The organism is Halolamina rubra, from assembly GCF_000739555.1.
Taxonomy (GTDB): Archaea; Halobacteriota; Halobacteria; order Halobacteriales; family Haloferacaceae; genus Halolamina; species Halolamina rubra.
In genome coordinates this window covers 12,505-29,410 of the sequence record NZ_BBJN01000002.1, presented here as the reverse complement: position 1 = coordinate 29,410, position 16,906 = coordinate 12,505, and the positions used below count along the sequence as shown (strand labels likewise).

Genomic DNA, 16,906 nt, shown 5'->3' with positions numbered 1-16,906 from the left:
GCCGATTCGGCAACGCGAGGGCAGTTGTTCAGGGTTGTTTCTCGATCGGCGGGTTCGCGGTGAAAACGGCCGACGGGAGCGGTTTCGGCGGTCGTCTCAAGAACCGCTTGAGGCGGTGTCAGACCGGGGCTGTGGGTTCGCGGGCGGTTCTCAGGCCGGGCGGGAGACGTTTCGTGTCGCTAACTGGTTCGGTCTGAATCGTGTCAGCTGTGTCAATACTACTTACAAAGGGGGGTATTTGTCGGGTGAAGCGTTCCCGAGGGAGCTCGGGGGCGCGAGGTAATACGACAATGGATCGACGAAAGTTCATCGCAGGGCTCGGATCGCTTGTCGCCGCCGGGGCGGCGGGCATTGGTACAGGCGCGTTCGAGAGTGTTGAAGCAGAGCGTGACGTGACCGTCGAAGTCGGGGGCGACAACAGCGCATATCTTGGACTGGAGGCAGTGCGCGACGACATCATCAGCGATGACGGTGCCTCTGGGCAGCTTACCCTCGACCTCGGTTCGCAGCAGATTGATAACGGTACGAACCACGAGGGTGACGGATTTAATGCAGATGCTGTGACCGAGATCAACGGTGTGTTTCGGATTAAGAACCAGGGGACGAAAAGTGTCAGTATCACGATTGACGAATCGGCTCTTGACGATGGTGTCTCGTTTGAGGCACAGACGTCAAACTTGGGTGTTGGTACCGGCACACTCGTTGATCTTACCGTTGACACGCTTAACGAGAGCCCCGCAGGTGACGCAGGTAGCGTGACCATCCTTGCAAACGCAAATTAATAACAATGAAACGACGTAACTTCGTCGCCGGTCTGGGCGCATTGACTGCAAGTACCGCTGCTGCTGTGGGGACTGGTGCGTTTACTAGCGCTGCATCAGTCCGTTCTGCCACAGTTAACGTGGCTGGTGACTCAGCAGCGTACCTTGCTTTGGAGTCAGCGAGTGAATACGCCGTAGAACGTAGTAATACTCTCGAAGTAGACTTTGGTCAGGCCGTGAGTGGCGGTGGCCAGAATGTGGGGGAAGATGGATATACAACTGTAGATCCGGCATTTCGCGTTAGGAACCAAGGAACTAATACTGTCGAAATAACCCCTCAATGGATTGAAATTGCATATGACACCGACGGGGATATTCTACGAAGAGCAACCTCTGAGAATGGAAAGCAGTCGGTCTTCACAGCTACTCCAGAGGGAACTGAACTTGCAATAGGGATCTACAATAAATTTTACGAGGGGGCAGCAGAATTAGATGCCGGGGATTCACTTGATTACTATGTTAATGTCGCTACTCTGGACGAAACGCCTAGCTCTGTGAGCCCGACATTCGAGATCAACGCGAACGAGGTCTAAAAAGGAGTCTTCGAAGCCCCACACCCAAATTATGAAACGACGTACATTCGTACTCGGCTTGGGCACGACGGCCACTGGAGCCAGTACATTGATCGGTAGTGGGGCGTTCTCAAGCGCCGAAGCAGAGCGCGCTGTTAGCGTCGAGACTGCTGACGATGACGACGCATACTTGGCGTTAATTGAGGGAGAGAGCGCTACTGATGATCGGTCATACAGAGACGATGGACAACTGAGCTTCAGCTTCCCCGGCCTTCGAGAGAGGCTCGATGGGCCAGGAGATACCAACCCAGAGAATCCGGAAGGGCTCGGGGAAGACACAGTTTACCGATTCGGGAGCGAAACCGACGGAGACCCGCTGTTCTTTGCGAGGAACCAGGGAACGCAGACGATTGAGCTCTACAGTCGGCAAGATGATACAGACGGACTCCCCCACGTTAAAATATTCAACAGGAACACCGGGAACCTGCTAACCGAAAACGGAACTAAGGCAGTTCTGGAGAGTGGTGAATCCGTACCGCTCGGCCTCCTGATCGATACGACGGGAATTGACGCACAAGAGAGTGCATATAGTGTACCGCTGACAATTGTTGGCAAAGCGATGAATGGGTAACCTTCCAGTATACGGGACGAGCGACCAACTGGAGGCGATGCACTCGCCGGACCAACCACTTTTTATCCGGTTATGAAGGAGGAAGCGGGTGACTTACAGAGCAAACAGGAACGAAGCGAAAGATGATTTACTGACTCCCGGGACTCACTCCTCCTCCCCCAAGTACGCCAACACCCCCCGCGTATTCAGCCGCGCCTCCGCCTCGGCCTTCCGCTGGCCCCACACCTCGGCGCCGGCCATCTCGTCGGCGTGCTCGACGAAGTGCTGGATCACCGCGTCGTCGTCGCCAAGTTCCGCCCGCTTCCGCCGAACCGCCTCGACCCACTCCATCAGCGTGCGCTTGTAGCCGTTCAGGAACGCCTCGTCGAACGCCCGCGGGCCGAAGTGCGAGAACGCCAGGATCTCCGGCTCCAGGTCCGCGATCGTCGACACGTCCCGGCGAGCCTGATCCAGGTCGAACTGCGGCGGCGGCGTCGTCTCCCGGATCGAGTCCACCGCCGGGACGTACAGCCCCGCGGCGTCGCCGGTGAACACGATCCCCGCGTCGGCGTCGTGGAACACGTGCTGGTGGGGGGCGTGCCCCGGCGCCTCGTGGGCGACGAGCGTGCGGTCGCCGAGATCCACCGTGTCGCCGTCCGCGAGGCGGGTGACTCGCTCGTCCGGGATCGGCTCCGGTTCGGCGTAGTACTGCCACTGGTCGCCGACGGCGTCCTTGGTGCCGGCGACGAGCCGGTCGGGCTCGATCAGGTGCCGCGCGCCGCGCTCGTGGATGTACGCCTGCGCGTCCGGGTGGGCCGCGAGCAGGTGGCCGGCGCCGCCGGCGTGGTCGAGGTGGACGTGCGTGAGCACCACCGCGTCCAGTTCGTCGACGCCGAGTTCGTCCAGCGCGCCGGCGATCCGCTCGTAGTCGCCGCCGGTGCCGGAGTCGACGACGGCGGTGCGCTCGCCGTCGATCACGTACACCGAGCCGTACTCGGGCACGTCGTACATCCCGGTGTCGACGTAGTGGACGTCCTCGGCTCCTTCGACCGCGGTCACGTCGCCGATAGCCATGGCCAGGCGTTGGTGGCTGCGGGTGAAAGCGGTTCGGGTACGTCGACTTCGGTCACAGGGACGCAGTTGGTTCCGGTTGAACCCGCGATCGCTGGTCAGTTGTCTCGACTCGACTGCAGAGACAGCCCCCATCGACGGCCCTCGAAAAAGGCAGCATACGCGTCCCAACCCCTGTGGGCCGGATCTCACGCGGTTCTGTTCAATCGATCGAGACCGAGACGCCGGTCTCGTTTTCGACGTTATCAGTGACCGGGCACCGATCTTTCACATTCGACAGCCACGCGTCGAGGTCCGCATCGCCCGCCGTCTCGACCGACAGCGAAACCTCGACGCCCTGGAGCCCCGCTCGGTCGTCGACGTCTTCGCCCCGGTACGTCGCGTAGTTCACGTCCCCCTGGATCGTCGCCTCGAGGGACTCGATGTCGATGTCCATGTCTCGTGCGACCATCGTCCCGGTCAAGTTGAGACAGGCAACCAGGGAGCCGAGCAAGTACTCGACGGGGTTTACGTCCTTACCGACGACGAACTCGGCGTCACCAGTACTGACTTCCGTCCGTCGGGGGCTGAGACGCGATGCTGTGAGTTCGTAGTTCGAGAGTTCTGAATCGCCCATGTGTGGACAGTTACGCGGCCAAGAGTATACCGTTTGTTTTCCCGCCCGGGAGCGGCGTCAGCTAGCCGCTCCGAGCCAGGAGCGAACGGAGCGTCCGGTTCACCCACCGAACTCGACTGGGAGGCCCCAGCGGTGGGGCGGTGCGGTCGCAAGTGGCCAAGCAGCGAACGGTTGGCGCTGGTCGCCGTCGCGGTCGACCAGCCACAAAACCGCAGTCGCGGCCTCAGTCCATCAGGAACTCGATCGCGGCGCCCTGGCCGAAGCCGACACAGAGCGTCGCCAGCCCCCGACTATCCCCGCGCTTCTCCATCTCGTGCAGCAGCGTCACCGGCAGCCGCGCCCCGCTGGCGCCGAGCGGGTGACCGATCGCGATGGCGCCGCCGTTGACGTTGAACTGGTCGTCGTCGATCCCCAGCTCCTCCTGGGCGTACACACACTGGGAGGCAAAGGCCTCGTTCAGTTCGACGAGGTCGTAGTCCTCGATCTCCGTCCCGGCGCGCTCGAGCAGCCCCTCCGTCGCCGGCACGGGACCGATTCCCATCACCGTCGGGTCGACGCCGGCGACCTCGTTCGTGCCGATCTCGGCCACGATATCGAGGCCGTTCTCCTCGGCGAACTCCTTCGAGGTCACCATCACCAGCGACGCGCCGTCGGAGATCTGGCTGGAGTTGCCCGCGGTCACCGTCCCGTCGCCCGTAAACGCCGGCGGGAGGCCGGACAGCTTCTCGGCGGTGGTGCCGGGGCGGATCCCCTCGTCCTCCTCGACGACGCCCTCGTCGGTCTCGATCGGGACGATCTCGTCGTCGAAGCGGCCGGACTCGGTGGCTTCGACCGCGCGCTGCTGGCTCCGGGCCGCGTACTCGTCCTGCTCCTCGCGGGAGACGCCGTACTCCTCGGCGACCTTCTCGGCGGTCATCCCCATCTGGAGCTGGAAGATGTTGTACTGCTCGCCCAGTTCGGGGTGGAGGTGCTCGTAGGAGTCGCCGTCCATCGGCACGCGGCTCATGTTCTCGACGCCGCCGGCGACGATGCAGTCGCGGTTCCCGGCGGCGATCGCGTCCGACGCCGAGATGATCGCCTGCATCGAGGAGGCACACCAGCGGTTGATCGTCGTCGCCGGCGTCCCCTCGCCGAGCGAGGAGAGCAGCGCGATCACGCGGGCGACGTTGTTGTCCTGCTCGCCGCGCTGCTGGGCGACGCCCCACATCAGGTCGTCGACCTGCTCGGGGTCGACGCCGGTGGTCTCGAGCGCGTCCTCGATCAGCGGCACCGAGAGGTCCTCGCTTCTGGTCTCCGCGAAAACGCCGTCCTCCTTCCCCTGCGGGGTCCGGCGCGCGTGTACGACGACAGGTGTCGACATACCCCGGACTCCGTTCGGGACGGGCATAAATCCGACCGAACGCCGCGTGCGTGGTCGAGGGTTTCCGCCGGCGACGGGGAAAGTACTTACAGCGCCGCCCGAACCCTCATCACCGTGTCACGCCCCGCTCGCTGGGCGCGCCGCCGGCCGGTCGCGGCCGTGCTGGCGCTGACGGCGCTCGCCCTCCTCCTCCGGCTGGTCGCGCTGGGCGACCGAACGATGCACTGGGACGAGGCCCGCGTCGCCTACTGGACGCTGCGCTCCGTCCGCGGCGCCGGCGTCGCCTACCGGCCGATCATCCACGGCCCGTTCCTCCCGATCGTCGTCGGCGCACTGTTCGAACGCCTCGGCCCGACCGCGTTCGCGGCCCGGCTCCCGGTCGCGGTCGTCGGCGGCCTCGCGCCGCTGTCGGCGCTGCTGTTCCGCCGGCCCGCCGCGTCGTCGACGACGGCCGCCGGGAGCGCCCGGTTCGGTCTGAGCGACGAGGAGACCGTCGCGCTCGCCGCCCTCCTCGCGGTCACGCCCAGTCTCGTCTACTACTCGCGGTTCATGCGCTCGGACGTGCCGCTGGCCGTCTTCGCGCTGTTCGCGCTCGGCTTCGCGGTCCGGGCGCTCGCCACGGGGCGCCGACGCCACGTCGTCGCCGCCGGCCTCTTCGTCGGCCTCGCGGTGCCGACGAAGGAGAACGTGCTGCTGTACGCCGCCTGCGCGGGCGGGGCGGCGGCGGTCGCGGTCGGCTGGCCGGCGGTCGCCCCGCTGCTCCCGTGGCGCGAGGAGGGCGACCCCCGACCCGCGGCGTCGGCGGCGCTCCGCGACTCGCTCGCCCGGGCCCGGCGCGTCGCCGCCCACCACCTCCCCGCAGTCCCCCTGGCGCTACTCGTCGCGCTCGTGCCGGTCGTGTTCTTCCTCGCCCCGCGAGGGCCGGCGGGCGACCCCAATCTCGGCATGGCGCTGGCGGGCGACGCGGGGTGGCTCGCGCTGATCGAGCGCGCCACCGTCGGCACGTGGGAGACGTTCCGGTCGAGCCTCTGGACCGGAAGTCGGAGCCACTCCTACCCGGAGTACGCCGGGAAGCTCTGGGGCTACGTGCTCGTGGGGGCGCTCCCGGTCGCCGTCGGCGCCGGCGCCGCGTTCGTCCGGGAGCTGCGCTCGCCGTCGCGGCCGCTGGTCGTCCCGCTGGTCGCGTGGGGCGTCGCGTCGCTGCTCGGCTACCCGCTAGCGACGGACATCCCGGCGCCGTGGCTCTCGATCCACCTCGTGGTGCCGCTGCTCGTTCCAGCGGCGGTCGGCTGCGTCGCGCTCGTCCGCGAGCGGGCGTGGGAGTTCGAGGTCGATCCCCCGGACGCCGACGCCCGCCGGCGGTACGCCCGCTACGCGCTGGCCGCGCTGGTGGTGCTCTCGGCCGTCCAGGTGCCGCTGGTGCTCGCGGCCACGTCGATCACCCCGCCGCTGTACGTCAACGTGCTCGCACAGACCGCCCAGCCGCCGGAAGACCTCTCGCCGATGCGGGAGACGGTCGCGGACGCGGCCGACGACGGCGGCGTGCTGTTCTACGGCGAGGAGTACCACCTGCCCGACGAGCGCGTCGCCGACCGCCCGCCAGCAGAGGGCGAGAACTGGCTCGGCTGGTGGCTGAACCGCCTGCCGATGGCGTGGTACGCCGAGCGGGCGAGCGCGCCCACGGCCCACGTCGGCGACGCCGAATCGCTTCGCGAGACGGAGCCGATCCCGCCGGTCGTGTTCGCCGACCCCAGTGAGGCCGAATCGGCGGCGGCCGTGCTGGAGCCTCGGGGGTACGAACGGACGCGCTACGAGCTCGGGCTCTACCACGAGCAGGCGGTCGTGGTGTTCGTCGACGCGTCGCGGCTCGACCGTCGTGGAACGGACAGATCCGTGCACTCCCCGCCGATGGTGGGGGTCCGACGCGCTTAACCGACTGGGGTGGCAACCTCGATGGGATGAGCGACCCCGCCGTCGACGTCGTAGAGTTCCTGTTGACTGCACACACGTACACCGAGGCGGAGGACCTCGACGAGGACGACCTCCCGCCCCGGTACCGGCAGGTGTTCTGGTCCGACGGGTCGATCGAGCGCCCGCTGGCGGTCACGCAGGACCGCGCGCGCACCGCCACCAGCGTCGATCACCCGTGGGACGCCGTCTCTGATCTGCTCTTCACCCAGCGGACGGAGTTCTCCGGCGAGATCTCGCTGACCCAGCCGGAGATGGCGCTGGAGTGGTACCTCGACCACGTCGACGAGGACCGCCTCGCCGCCAACCCGACGCTCGCCTACGCCGCGGAGCACGACGACGACGCGAACGTCGACGTGAGCCGCGAGCAGGCCCGCGAGGAGAACCAGCCGATCCAGGCCGACCGCGTCTGGATCGACTCGCTGCTCGACGAGTACTTCGACGAGGATGACGACGCCGAGATGCTCGACCTCGTCCACATCCTCGCGCCCGAGGAGATCGAGACCACGCTCGACGACCTGGTGCTGACCGAGGACCAGCAGGAGGAGGTGAACAAGATCGTCACCGCGATCGAGAACCGCGACTACCTCGCCAGCATCGGCCTGAGCGAGATCGGGAAGATCCTGTTCGTCGGCCCGCCGGGCACCGGGAAGACCACCATCTCCCGGGGGCTGGCCCACGAGCTCGGCCTCCCGTTCGTCGAGGTGAAGCTGTCGATGGTCACGAGCCAGTACCTCGGCGAGACGGCGAAGAACGTCGAGAAGACGTTCGAGGTCGCCAAGCGGCTCTCGCCGTGTATCCTGTTCATCGACGAGTTCGACTCCGTCGCCAAGACCCGGAAGTCCGACGAGCACGCCGCGCTGAAGCGCGCGGTCAACACCCTCCTCAAGAGCATCGACGACATCTCGCTGGTGCGCGACGAGGTGCTCACCGTCGCCGCGACGAACCACCCCGACCAGCTCGACGCCGCCGCCTGGCGGCGCTTCGACGAGGTCGTCAACTTCCCCAAGCCCGACCGCCAGATGCGCGCGGACATCCTCCGCATCGTCACCCAGGACATGCAGATGGCGGAGTTCGACCCCGAGGCCATCGCCGACGAGACCGAGGGGCTCACCGGCTCCGACCTGCGGATGGTGCTCCGCGAGGCCGTCCTCCAGGCGCTCACCGAGGGGCGCCGCGAGCTCACCCAGCAGGACGTGATGAACGCCGTCCAGGGGTTCGAGGAGCGGGACAACCTGAAGAACATGGACATGATCGACGGCGAGGGCGCCGCGATCGCCGGCGACGGCGGCCACGACCACGGGCACGACCACGACCACTGACCGCGGCCTCCCGTCGCGCTACTTCTCGACCGGCCGCCACACCGCGACCGCCGCGACCGCCAGCGCCGCCACGGTCCAGCCCGCGAGCCCGAACGCGCTGACCAGCGGATGCGCCGTCGCGACCCCCGGGTCGGCCGCGATCGCGGGCCGGATCGCCAGTTCGAGCACGAGCCCGCGGAACGCGCTCGCGGGCGCCAGCCCGACCAGCACGCCGATCAGGTCGCCGACGAACCCCGTCGTGAGCAGCGCCACGAGCGCGAGGTCGGCGAGGAACGCGACAACCACGACGACGCCGACGCCGGCCGCGAGCGCCTCTCGGTCGGTCCGGGCGAGCGCGGAGCCCGCGAGCACGAACGCGACCGTCGCGAGCGTGTACCAGCCGGCGAACAGCACGAACCGGCCGTAGATCAGCGGCGTGTCGCCCGCCGAGTGGGTCGCCAGGAACGACGACGTCTCCGGGGCGCCCAGCCCCGCGACGACGCCGGCGGCCGCGAGCGCCGCGACGACGAGCACGAACGCGGGGAGCGCGCGGCCGACGAACACGCCGAGGACGTACTCCGCCCGCGAGACCGAGTACGTCCGGAGGATCGACAGCGTGCCGCGCTCGTCGTCGCCCCGGATCGACTGGAACGCGACGGCGAACGCGAGCACCGGGACGAGCAGTTCGACCGGCAGCAGCAGGTCGTACGTCAGCGAGACGTAGCCGCCGGGCGAGCCCATCGAGGCGCCGCCCAGCCCGACCACGACGGCCGTAAACACCGCCGCGACGGCCAGCAGCGCCCGGTTCCGCAGCAGCGTCCGCACCTCCCGGTTCGCGACGGCGACGACCGGGCGAGCGCGGATCACTCCCCACCCCCGTCGGTCGGCGCGTCGACGTCGACTGCCGCCCGCCCCGAGCCGGCGACCGTCGCCGAGAACACGTCGCGGAGGCTTGTCTCGCCGGCCCCCTCGAGCAGCGCGTCCGGCGAGCCGTCGAGCACGAACTCGCCGTCGGCGATCAGCAGCACGCGGTCGGCGTAGCGCGAGACGGCCTCGAGGTCGTGGCTGGTCGTGAGCACGAGCCGGCCGTCGGCGGCCATCGCCGCCGCGGCCTCGAAGATGTGGTCGGCGATGTCCGGGTCGAGCCCGCTGGTCGGCTCGTCGAGGACGACGACCGGCGGGTCGCCGATCAGCGCCTGGGCGAGCCCCAGCAGCCGCGTCATCCCGCCGGAGAGCGCGTCGACGCGCCGGTCGGCAGCGCCGGTCAACCCCACCCGGCCGAGGATCGCGTCGGCGTCGACGTCGGTCTCGACCAGCGAGCCGTAGAAGTCGACGACCTCGCGGACGGTGAAGCCGGGGCGGAACCGTGGCGACTGCGGCAGGTACGCGACGGTCCGGCCGGTCGTCGTGGGCCGGGTGACCGTCCCGGCGTCGAGCGCACGCAGGCCGGCGAACAGCTCCAGCGCCGTGGTCTTCCCGGAGCCGTTCGGCCCCACGAGCGCGACGAACGTGCCGTCCTCGAGCGCGACGCTGGCGTCGTCGAGGATCGTCACGTCGCCGAAGGAGAACGAGGCGTCCTCGAACGCGAGCACGGGGTCGCTCATCCGGCCACCTCCGTGGCGTTCCCGGAGTCGCGCAGCTCCGCGAGCGTCTCGGGGCGGGCGGGGGTGGTCCGCGGCGCCACGTCGACGACGCCGGTCGCCCGCAGGCCGGGGACGGTCTCCTGCACCGTCCGGACGAGATCGACCGCCGGCGAGCGGGCGAGCGTCCACGCGCCGGGGGTCGTCTGCACGCGCCCGTCGACCGAGCCCGTCGGGCGGAACGCGCGCTCGTAGTGGCCGTCGGCGTCGGTGTCGGTGCCCGGCACCGCCCCCCAGTAGTTGCCGCTGTCGCCGACGGTCCAGACACGGAGCGGGCCGATGCTGGCCGTCGCCGCCTGCCCGTTGCCGACGACGTCGTTGTCGGTCAGCAGGTTGGTCGCGAGCGCGTCGCCGGCCCGGAGCCCCACGTCGTTGCCGACGACGGTGTTGTGGGTGTACAGCGACTGCGAGCTGTACACGTTGAACCCGCGGCCGTTGTCGGCGACGACGTTGCCCGCGACGTACGACCGCGAGCCCGCGGTGGAGATGCCGACCCGGGAGTCGCGCACGTCGTTGTCGACGAGCAGGTTGCCCGAGGGGCGGGTCATCAGGAAGATGCCCGCGTTCGAGTCGCGGGCGGTGTTGTTCCGCAGCAGCGAGTCGGAGGTGTACATCTCGTGGATCCCGAAGCGGTGGTCGGTGAACGCGTTGTCCCGGACGACGAGCCCGTCGGCGCGGTGGGTGTAGACGCCGTCGCGGCCGCCAGTGAACTGGCTGCGTTCGACGACGATCGGCTCGTACATCGCGACCAGCCCCATGAACCCGTCCTGGCTGCCGCCGGAGACCGTGACCGTCGACTCGCGGATCACGCTCCCCCGGCTGCCGAGGACGACGATCCCCGACGCGGGCGTCTCGATCGAGACGTCCTCGATCCGCGAGCGCTCGGCGTCGAGCAGGCGGACGGCGGCGTCGCCGCGGCCGTAGGCGAGCTCGACGTTCTGCGACCAGTTCAGCCCCTCGATCTCGGTGGCGTTGAGCATGCTCCGGCGGCTCCCCACGTCGCCGACGCCGTCGATCCGGAGATCCGTCAGCGTGGTGCGAGCGGCGGCGATCGTGAGCACCGTCCCGTTGCCGTCGCCGCGGATCGTCGTCTCGTTCCCGGCGCCGGCGATCGTCAGCGACTTGTTCACGACCAGCCCGTCGGTGCGGTACGTCCCCGGCGGGAGTTCGACGGTCGTGTTCGGCGGGGCGGCCGCGACCGCCGCGTCGAGGCTCTCGGCGTCCTCGCCGACGACGATCGAGGTCGGTCGCTCCCGCTCGGCCGTCGCCGCGACGGCGTCGTTCGCCCACGCCGAGCGGTTCTCGACGGCGCCCCGGAGCGCCGACGCCGAGGCGGGGTCGCGGGCCGGCACCCGGTCGGTGACCGCGCTCCAGGGGACGATCTCCCCGCCGTAGGCGTCGACGAACGCCGCAGCGGCGTCGCGATCGGAGAACGGGACGGCGACGGGGCCGCTCGGCAGGCGGGCGCGGCTGTCGACGACGACGACGCTCTCCTGAGCGGGGGCGAAGCCGACCTCGCCCTCGGCGGTCAGGTACCCCTCGTCGGTGAGCGAGGCGTTGGCGCCCGCGTAGTCCGAGACGAACGCCGCGACCGGCTGGCCGAATCGCTGCTCGTGGCCGGTGCGGCCCTGCTCGGCGACGTAGGAGCCGACGCTGTTGAACCCGACCACGTACTCGTACGCGGAGTAGTACACCTCGACCCGGGGGATCGAGAGCCCCTGGGCTTCGGTTTGCCGGACCGTCTCGTCGGTGAGCCCGAGCCGGAACGTGTCCTCGAACGGGACGGGCTCCACGTCGTCGGCGGCGCCGACGGGGACGACGAGCGTGACGCTCAGCACCACCAGGGCGGCGACGAACACGGTCGCGAACGCGGTAAGCGGCAGTGTTCGGCCGACCATCACCGCCCGAGCGTCGAGATGAGTTCGGGGTTGACCTCGTCGAAGGTGACGACGTCGCCGCCGTGGTCGGCCTGGAACGACTCGGCGTCCGCCTCGTCCGAGAAGCCGATCAGGTCCTCGCCCATCGCGCCGACGACCTCGGAGCCGGCGACGAACGTCACGGTCGTCGCGTCGGCGAACGACTCGGCGTCGTAGTGGGTCGAGATCACCTGCTGGTCGTCGTCGGTCCGGATCTCGTAGTCGACGGTCGAGTAGTCGGTGACGTAGAACGCCTCGCGGTCCCAGTCCTCGTGTTCGAAGTCGAACTGGAACGCCTCCCACGTGCTGTCGAACCGGGCGGGGTTGTCGTGGCCGCCCGGGCGCTGGTCGGCGTAGAAGATCTCCGACGTCGGCCCGGGGTGCTGGGAGATGACCATGCCGCACACGTCACAGGTCGCGTCGTCGGGGAGCGTCACCGCCGCGGGCGCGTCGCCGCCGTCGCCGCCGAGACAGCCGGCGAGCCCGGCCGTGATCCCGACGGTCGCCGCCATCGCGCCGCGGCGGGTACAGCGCACGTCCCGCGAGAGCGCGTCCGAACGATCACCGCAGTCATCGTGTTTGCTGGGAGTCATGGGCAGAGGGGGGCGATCGCCGCCCGCTGGGGCGGCGTCGCTCACGTACCGTAACGTACGCGTTACCGGCGCAAAGGGGTGTTGGTGCGACAGTCGAACGACGGCCCGAGCCGGGGGGTACAAACCGCCGGCGCCCCACCGCCCGCCCATGGACCGCGCCGACTTCGTCGACAGCCTCGACGAGACGCTCCGCACCGACGAGTACGCCGACGTGGACGCCAGCCCCAACGGGCTCCAGGTCGGCCGCCGCGAGGGGGAGGTCGAGACCGTCGCCTTCGCCGTCGACGCCGCCGCGGCGACGATCGACGCCGCCGTCGACGCCGGCGCCGACGCGCTGGTCACCCACCACGGGCTCGTCTGGGGCGGGCTGGACCGCGTCACCGGCCGCGAGTACGAGCGCGTCGAGCCGCTGATCCGGCACGACATCCCGCTGTACGTCTCCCACCTCCCGCTGGACGGCCACCCGACGCTGGGCAACGCCGCCGGGATCGCCGACCTGCTCGACCTCCACGCGCGGGAGCCGTTCGGCGAGATCGGCCCGGAGACGGTCGGCATCGCCGGCGAGCGCGAGGCGCCGATCGGCGTCGACGCCCTCGCGGACCTGCTCGCCGACGAGCTCGAAACCGGCGGCGAGGGCGTGCAGACGCTCGCGTTCGGTCCCGAGGAGATCGAGCGCGTCGCCGTCCTGACCGGCAGCGGCGTCGACTGGCTGGACGAGGCCGTGGCGGCCGACGCCGACGCGCTGATCACCGGCGAGGGGAAACAGCAGGCGTACCACGAGGCCCGCGAGGCCGGGATCAACGTGCTGCTGGCGGGGCACTACGCGACCGAGACGTTCGGCGTGCGCTCGCTGCAGGCGCTGGCCGAGGAGTGGGGGCTGGACACCGTGTTCGTCGACCACCCGACCGGGCTCTGAGCCGGCGGCGACCGCGGCCCACGTATCGGGTCCTTCAAGCCCGCACCGCCACGAGACGGGGGTATGAGCGAGGACGCCGACTCCGAGGAGACCGAACGCCGGGAGTTCCAGCACGACCCCATCGGCCACGCCTCCGTCAGCGCGGGGATGAGCGTGGGCGAGCTCGTCGAGCAGTACGGCGACGCCGGCATCGGCGCCGCCGCGGTCCACGACGCCGCCGACGTGTACACCGAGATGCTCGAGGACGACGACTGCGCCGTGTTCCTCTCGCTGGCGGGGGCGATGGTGCCCGCCGGGATGCGTGAGGTCGTCGCCGGCCTGATCCGGGAGGGCCACGTCGACGCGCTGGTCACCACCGGCGCGAACCTGACCCACGACGCGATCGAGGCGATCGGCGGCAAACACCACCACGGGAGCGTCCACGGGCACGGCCACGGCGAGGGTGACCACGGCCACGACGGCGAGGGCCACGGCGACGATCACGGCCACGACGGTGACCACGAGGGCGCCCACCCAGACCACGCCTCGGGCACGCGCGACCACGACGAGCGCCTGCGCGAGGAGGGCGTCGACCGCATCTACAACGTCTACCTCCCCCAGGAGCACTTCGCGCTGTTCGAGGAGCACCTGCGCGAGCACGTGTTCCCGCCGCTCGAGGCGGAGGGGATCGTCTCGATCGAGCGGTTCACCCGCGAGCTGGGGCGGGCGAACAGCGAGGTGAACGCCGAGGAGGGGATCGACGAGGGGCCGGGGATCGCCGCCGCGGCGTACGAGAACGACGTGCCGATCTACTGCCCCGCGGTGCAGGACTCCGTGCTGGGGCTGCAGGCGTGGGTGTACTCCCAGACCTCGGAGTTCTCGCTCGACGCGCTGGCGGACATGACCGGCCTGACCGACCTCGCCTTCGAGTCCGAGCGCGCGGGCTGTCTGCTGGTCGGCGGCGGCGTGCCGAAGAACTTCACCCTGCAGACGATGCTCGTCACCCCGGGCGCGTACGACTACGGCGTCCAGATCACGATGGACCCCGAAGCCACGGGCGGGCTCTCGGGCGCGACGCTCGACGAAGCGCGGTCGTGGGGGAAGTTCGAACCGGACGCGCGCAACGCGACGATCGTCGGCGACGCGACCGTGTTCCTGCCGATGCTGGTCGCGAACGCCCTCGAGAAGCTGGACGGGTAGATGGACGCCGCGACCTGGGCGGCCGTCGAGTCGTGGGCCGGCGCGGCGATCGCCGACGCCGCCGAACTCGACGGCGGCGAGGTCGGGAGCGTCCACCGCGTCGACCTCGCGGACGGCCGCCGCGTCGTCGCCAAGACCGCCGGGACGGATCTCCGGATCGAGGCGCGGATGCTGCGCCACCTCGCCGAGCACGGCCTCGCGGTGCCAGCGGTCCACCACGCCGCCGAGGAGCTGCTGGTGATCGAGTACGTCGACGGCGAGTCGACGATCACCCCCGCGGTCGAGCGCGACCTCGCGGACCGACTCGCCGCGCTGCACGCGAACACGGCGCCGACGTTCGGCTTCCCGTTCGACACGCTCACCGGGAAGCTCGACCTGCCGAACCCCCGCGAGGCGGACTGGCCGACGTTCTTCGGCGAGCACCGACTCGGCTACATGGCCCACCACGCCGAGACGGAGGGGCTGCTCCCAGCGAGCGACGCCGAGCGCGTCGACGTACTCGTCGACGACCTACCGACGCTGCTGGATCACGACCCCGAGCCGTCGCTGATCCACGGCGACGTGTGGCGGGCGAACCTGCTCACCGACGGCGAGTCGGTGCGGGCGTTCCTCGATCCCGCCTGCTACTACGCCGACCCCGAGGTCGAACTGGCGTACGTCGACTGGACCGAGACCGGCGGCGACGCCTTCTTCGAGCGGTATCGGGAGCGGGCTGTGGTTCCCGACGGCGCCGCGATCAGGCGGCCGATCTACCGACTGCTGCCGTTACTGGTGCACCTGCGGCACTTCGGCGAGGAGTATCTGGCGCCGATCCGGGAGACCCTCGCCGAGCTGGGGTACTAGCGCGTCCAGAACGACGGCGTGAAGATCACCAGCACCGAGAGGATCTCGAGTCGGCCGATCCACATGAGGAACACCATGTACAGCTTCGCGGCGCCGGAAAAGGGCAGGAAGCTGTTCATCGGGCCGACGGGGCCGAACCCGGGGCCGACGTTGCCCAGCGTCGCGATGGCGACGCTCATCGCCTCCAGCCCCGACAGCGAGAGCCCCGACCGGAAGCTGTCGAGGTAGAGCAGCACCGTCGAGACGGCAAAGAGCACCACGAACACCGTCACGAACACGAACACCTCGCGGATCGTGTCCTCGTCGATCACCTCGTCGTTCAGTCGAACCGGCCTGACGGCTTCGGGGTGGGCGGCGACGAACAGCGAGCGGTCGGTCGCCCGCTTCGCGATCACCCAGCGCACGATTTTGATCGAGCCCGCCGCCGAACCCGCAGAGCCGCCGAGGAAGTACGCGAACAGCAGCACCGTCTGGGCGGAGGCGTCCCAGGTGTTGAAGTCCATGCTCGCGTAGCCGGTGGTGGTGACGATCGCGACGGTCTGGAACAGCCCCTGCCGGAGCGCGTTCTCGACGTTGCCGGCGACGGCGTCGACGTTCGTCGGCGTCTCCGCCATCCCGACGCCGGCGAACAAAAGCGCCGAGACGACGGCGCCGAACCCCGCGACGACGAGGAGGTACGCGCGGAACTCCGCGTTGTCGGTCAGGTGGCGTGGCTCGCCGCGGAAGACGTGCCAGAACAGCGCGAAGTTGGTCCCCGCGATCAGCATGAACGGCATCATCGCCCACTGGATCGCCGGCGCGAACGCCTCGGCGCTGCGGGCCTCCGGCGAGAACCCGCCGGTCGGGAGCGTGGTGAGCGCGTGGGCGACGGCGTTGTAGAGATCCATCCTGGGGGCGACGTCGACGACCCCGAGCGCGAAGAACACCAGCGCCGCGAGCAGGGTGAAGCCCGCGTAGATCCCCCAGAGCGCGCGGGCGGTCTCCTGGATCCGGGGGGTGAGCTTGTCGAGCGAGAGCCCCGGCGCCTCCTGGTTCATCACCTGGGCGCCGCCGACGGACATCTCCGGCAGGATCGCCACCATCAGCACGAGGATCCCCATGCCGCCGAGCCACTGGGTGAGCTGGCGCCACAGCAGCATCGCGTGGCCGTGGCGCTCGACAGAGATCTCGCCCAGCACGGTCGCGCCGGTGGTCGTGAACCCGCTCATGCTCTCGAACAGCGCGTTGATCGGCGAGGCGACCGTGCCGGTGCCGGCGACGAGGTACGGCACCGTCCCCGCGATCGGGACGACCAGCCAGGCGAGGCTGACGAGGAGGAACGCCTCACGCCGGCCGAGTTCGTCGTCGCTGCCGAGGAGCTCGAACAGCAGCCCCGCCCCGAGCATCACGGCGCTCGTGGCGACGAAGGGGACGGGGCTCTCGCCGTAGTAGAGGGCCACCAGCAGGGGCGCGATCGGCGTCACGCCGAGATACTTCAGCACCCGACCGACGAAGCCGATGCTCACCCGGTAATCGACGTACGTGTTCGGGAGTGAAACCATCGAGTAGCGTCTCGGTCGG

The 16,906-nt window shown here is 69.3% G+C and carries 16 protein-coding genes; 8 read left to right on the top strand and 8 right to left on the bottom strand.

Translation table 11 applies throughout. The annotated features are described in order from the left end of the window. Window positions 1-290: 290 nt before the first annotated feature. From ACP95_RS15415 to ACP95_RS15405, 3 genes are all read left to right on the top strand, one after another. Complete coding sequence (locus tag ACP95_RS15415) at window positions 291-782, top strand: DUF1102 domain-containing protein (protein WP_154018384.1); 492 nt, start codon at window positions 291-293, stop codon at window positions 780-782. 119 nt (window positions 783-901) lie between these two features. After that, the gene (locus tag ACP95_RS15410; protein ID WP_161782041.1) at window positions 902-1,354 is read left to right on the top strand and encodes a hypothetical protein; all 453 of its coding nucleotides are present in this window, start codon (window positions 902-904) and stop codon (window positions 1,352-1,354) included. A gap of 31 nt (window positions 1,355-1,385) precedes the next feature. Beyond that, the gene (locus ACP95_RS15405) at window positions 1,386-1,964 is read left to right on the top strand and encodes a hypothetical protein (RefSeq protein WP_154018382.1); all 579 of its coding nucleotides are present in this window, start codon (window positions 1,386-1,388) and stop codon (window positions 1,962-1,964) included. A 144-nt stretch (window positions 1,965-2,108) separates the two neighbouring features. On the opposite strand, the gene ACP95_RS00200 is transcribed toward ACP95_RS15405, so the two are convergent. The 3 genes from ACP95_RS00200 to ACP95_RS00190 all read right to left on the bottom strand — a co-directional run bounded on the left by ACP95_RS00200 (window position 2,109) and on the right by ACP95_RS00190 (window position 4,990). Next, window positions 2,109-3,017, bottom strand: a complete 909-nt coding sequence (locus ACP95_RS00200; protein WP_049979273.1) for an MBL fold metallo-hydrolase — start codon at window positions 3,015-3,017, stop codon at window positions 2,109-2,111. A gap of 199 nt (window positions 3,018-3,216) precedes the next feature. Further along, window positions 3,217-3,630 carry an OsmC family protein gene (locus ACP95_RS00195; protein WP_049979272.1) on the bottom strand — a complete coding sequence of 138 codons (414 nt, stop codon included), beginning with the start codon at window positions 3,628-3,630 and terminating at the stop codon, window positions 3,217-3,219. 223 nt (window positions 3,631-3,853) lie between these two features. Further along, window positions 3,854-4,990, bottom strand: a complete 1,137-nt coding sequence (locus tag ACP95_RS00190; protein WP_049979271.1) for a thiolase family protein — start codon at window positions 4,988-4,990, stop codon at window positions 3,854-3,856. A 114-nt stretch (window positions 4,991-5,104) separates the two neighbouring features. Between ACP95_RS00190 and ACP95_RS00185 the strand changes: the two genes are divergently transcribed. Both ACP95_RS00185 and ACP95_RS00180 read left to right on the top strand, forming a co-directional pair. Next, window positions 5,105-6,922: a flippase activity-associated protein Agl23 gene (locus ACP95_RS00185; protein WP_049979270.1), complete on the top strand. Its 1,818-nt coding sequence runs from the start codon at window positions 5,105-5,107 to the stop codon at window positions 6,920-6,922. A gap of 26 nt (window positions 6,923-6,948) precedes the next feature. Beyond that, on the top strand, window positions 6,949-8,280 hold the full coding sequence (locus ACP95_RS00180) for an ATP-binding protein (RefSeq protein WP_049979269.1): 1,332 nt from the start codon (window positions 6,949-6,951) through the stop codon (window positions 8,278-8,280). A gap of 18 nt (window positions 8,281-8,298) precedes the next feature. Here ACP95_RS00180 and ACP95_RS00175 read toward each other — a convergent pair whose 3' ends face one another. The 4 genes from ACP95_RS00175 to ACP95_RS00160 are packed head-to-tail and all read right to left on the bottom strand — an operon-like array spanning window position 8,299 to window position 12,408. Then, the gene (locus ACP95_RS00175) at window positions 8,299-9,126 is read right to left on the bottom strand and encodes an ABC transporter permease subunit (protein ID WP_049979268.1); all 828 of its coding nucleotides are present in this window, start codon (window positions 9,124-9,126) and stop codon (window positions 8,299-8,301) included. Beyond that, window positions 9,123-9,863 carry an ABC transporter ATP-binding protein gene (locus ACP95_RS00170; protein ID WP_049979267.1) on the bottom strand — a complete coding sequence of 247 codons (741 nt, stop codon included), beginning with the start codon at window positions 9,861-9,863 and terminating at the stop codon, window positions 9,123-9,125. The genes ACP95_RS00175 and ACP95_RS00170 overlap by 4 nt, the downstream gene beginning before the upstream one ends. Beyond that, on the bottom strand, window positions 9,860-11,797 hold the full coding sequence (locus ACP95_RS00165; protein WP_049979266.1) for a right-handed parallel beta-helix repeat-containing protein: 1,938 nt from the start codon (window positions 11,795-11,797) through the stop codon (window positions 9,860-9,862). Before ACP95_RS00165 ends, ACP95_RS00170 begins: the two co-directional genes overlap by 4 nt. After that, a complete protein-coding gene (locus ACP95_RS00160) occupies window positions 11,797-12,408 on the bottom strand; it encodes a nitrous oxide reductase accessory protein NosL (protein ID WP_237560364.1) in 612 nt (203 codons plus the stop codon). Before ACP95_RS00160 ends, ACP95_RS00165 begins: the two co-directional genes overlap by 1 nt. A gap of 148 nt (window positions 12,409-12,556) precedes the next feature. On the opposite strand from ACP95_RS00160, the gene ACP95_RS00155 reads away from it, so the two are divergent. The 3 genes from ACP95_RS00155 (at window position 12,557) to ACP95_RS00145 (ending at window position 15,346) form a co-directional block, all read left to right on the top strand. Then, on the top strand, window positions 12,557-13,324 hold the full coding sequence (locus tag ACP95_RS00155; RefSeq protein ID WP_049979264.1) for a Nif3-like dinuclear metal center hexameric protein: 768 nt from the start codon (window positions 12,557-12,559) through the stop codon (window positions 13,322-13,324). A 63-nt stretch (window positions 13,325-13,387) separates the two neighbouring features. Continuing rightward, a complete protein-coding gene (locus tag ACP95_RS00150) occupies window positions 13,388-14,503 on the top strand; it encodes a deoxyhypusine synthase (protein WP_049979263.1) in 1,116 nt (371 codons plus the stop codon). Further along, window positions 14,504-15,346: a fructosamine kinase family protein gene (locus ACP95_RS00145; RefSeq protein ID WP_049979262.1), complete on the top strand. Its 843-nt coding sequence runs from the start codon at window positions 14,504-14,506 to the stop codon at window positions 15,344-15,346. It begins immediately after the preceding gene. Here ACP95_RS00145 and ACP95_RS00140 read toward each other — a convergent pair. Continuing rightward, window positions 15,343-16,887: a TrkH family potassium uptake protein gene (locus ACP95_RS00140; RefSeq protein ID WP_049979261.1), complete on the bottom strand. Its 1,545-nt coding sequence runs from the start codon at window positions 16,885-16,887 to the stop codon at window positions 15,343-15,345. The two genes, ACP95_RS00145 and ACP95_RS00140, sit on opposite strands and share 4 nt — an antisense overlap. Window positions 16,888-16,906: the final 19 nt, after the last annotated feature.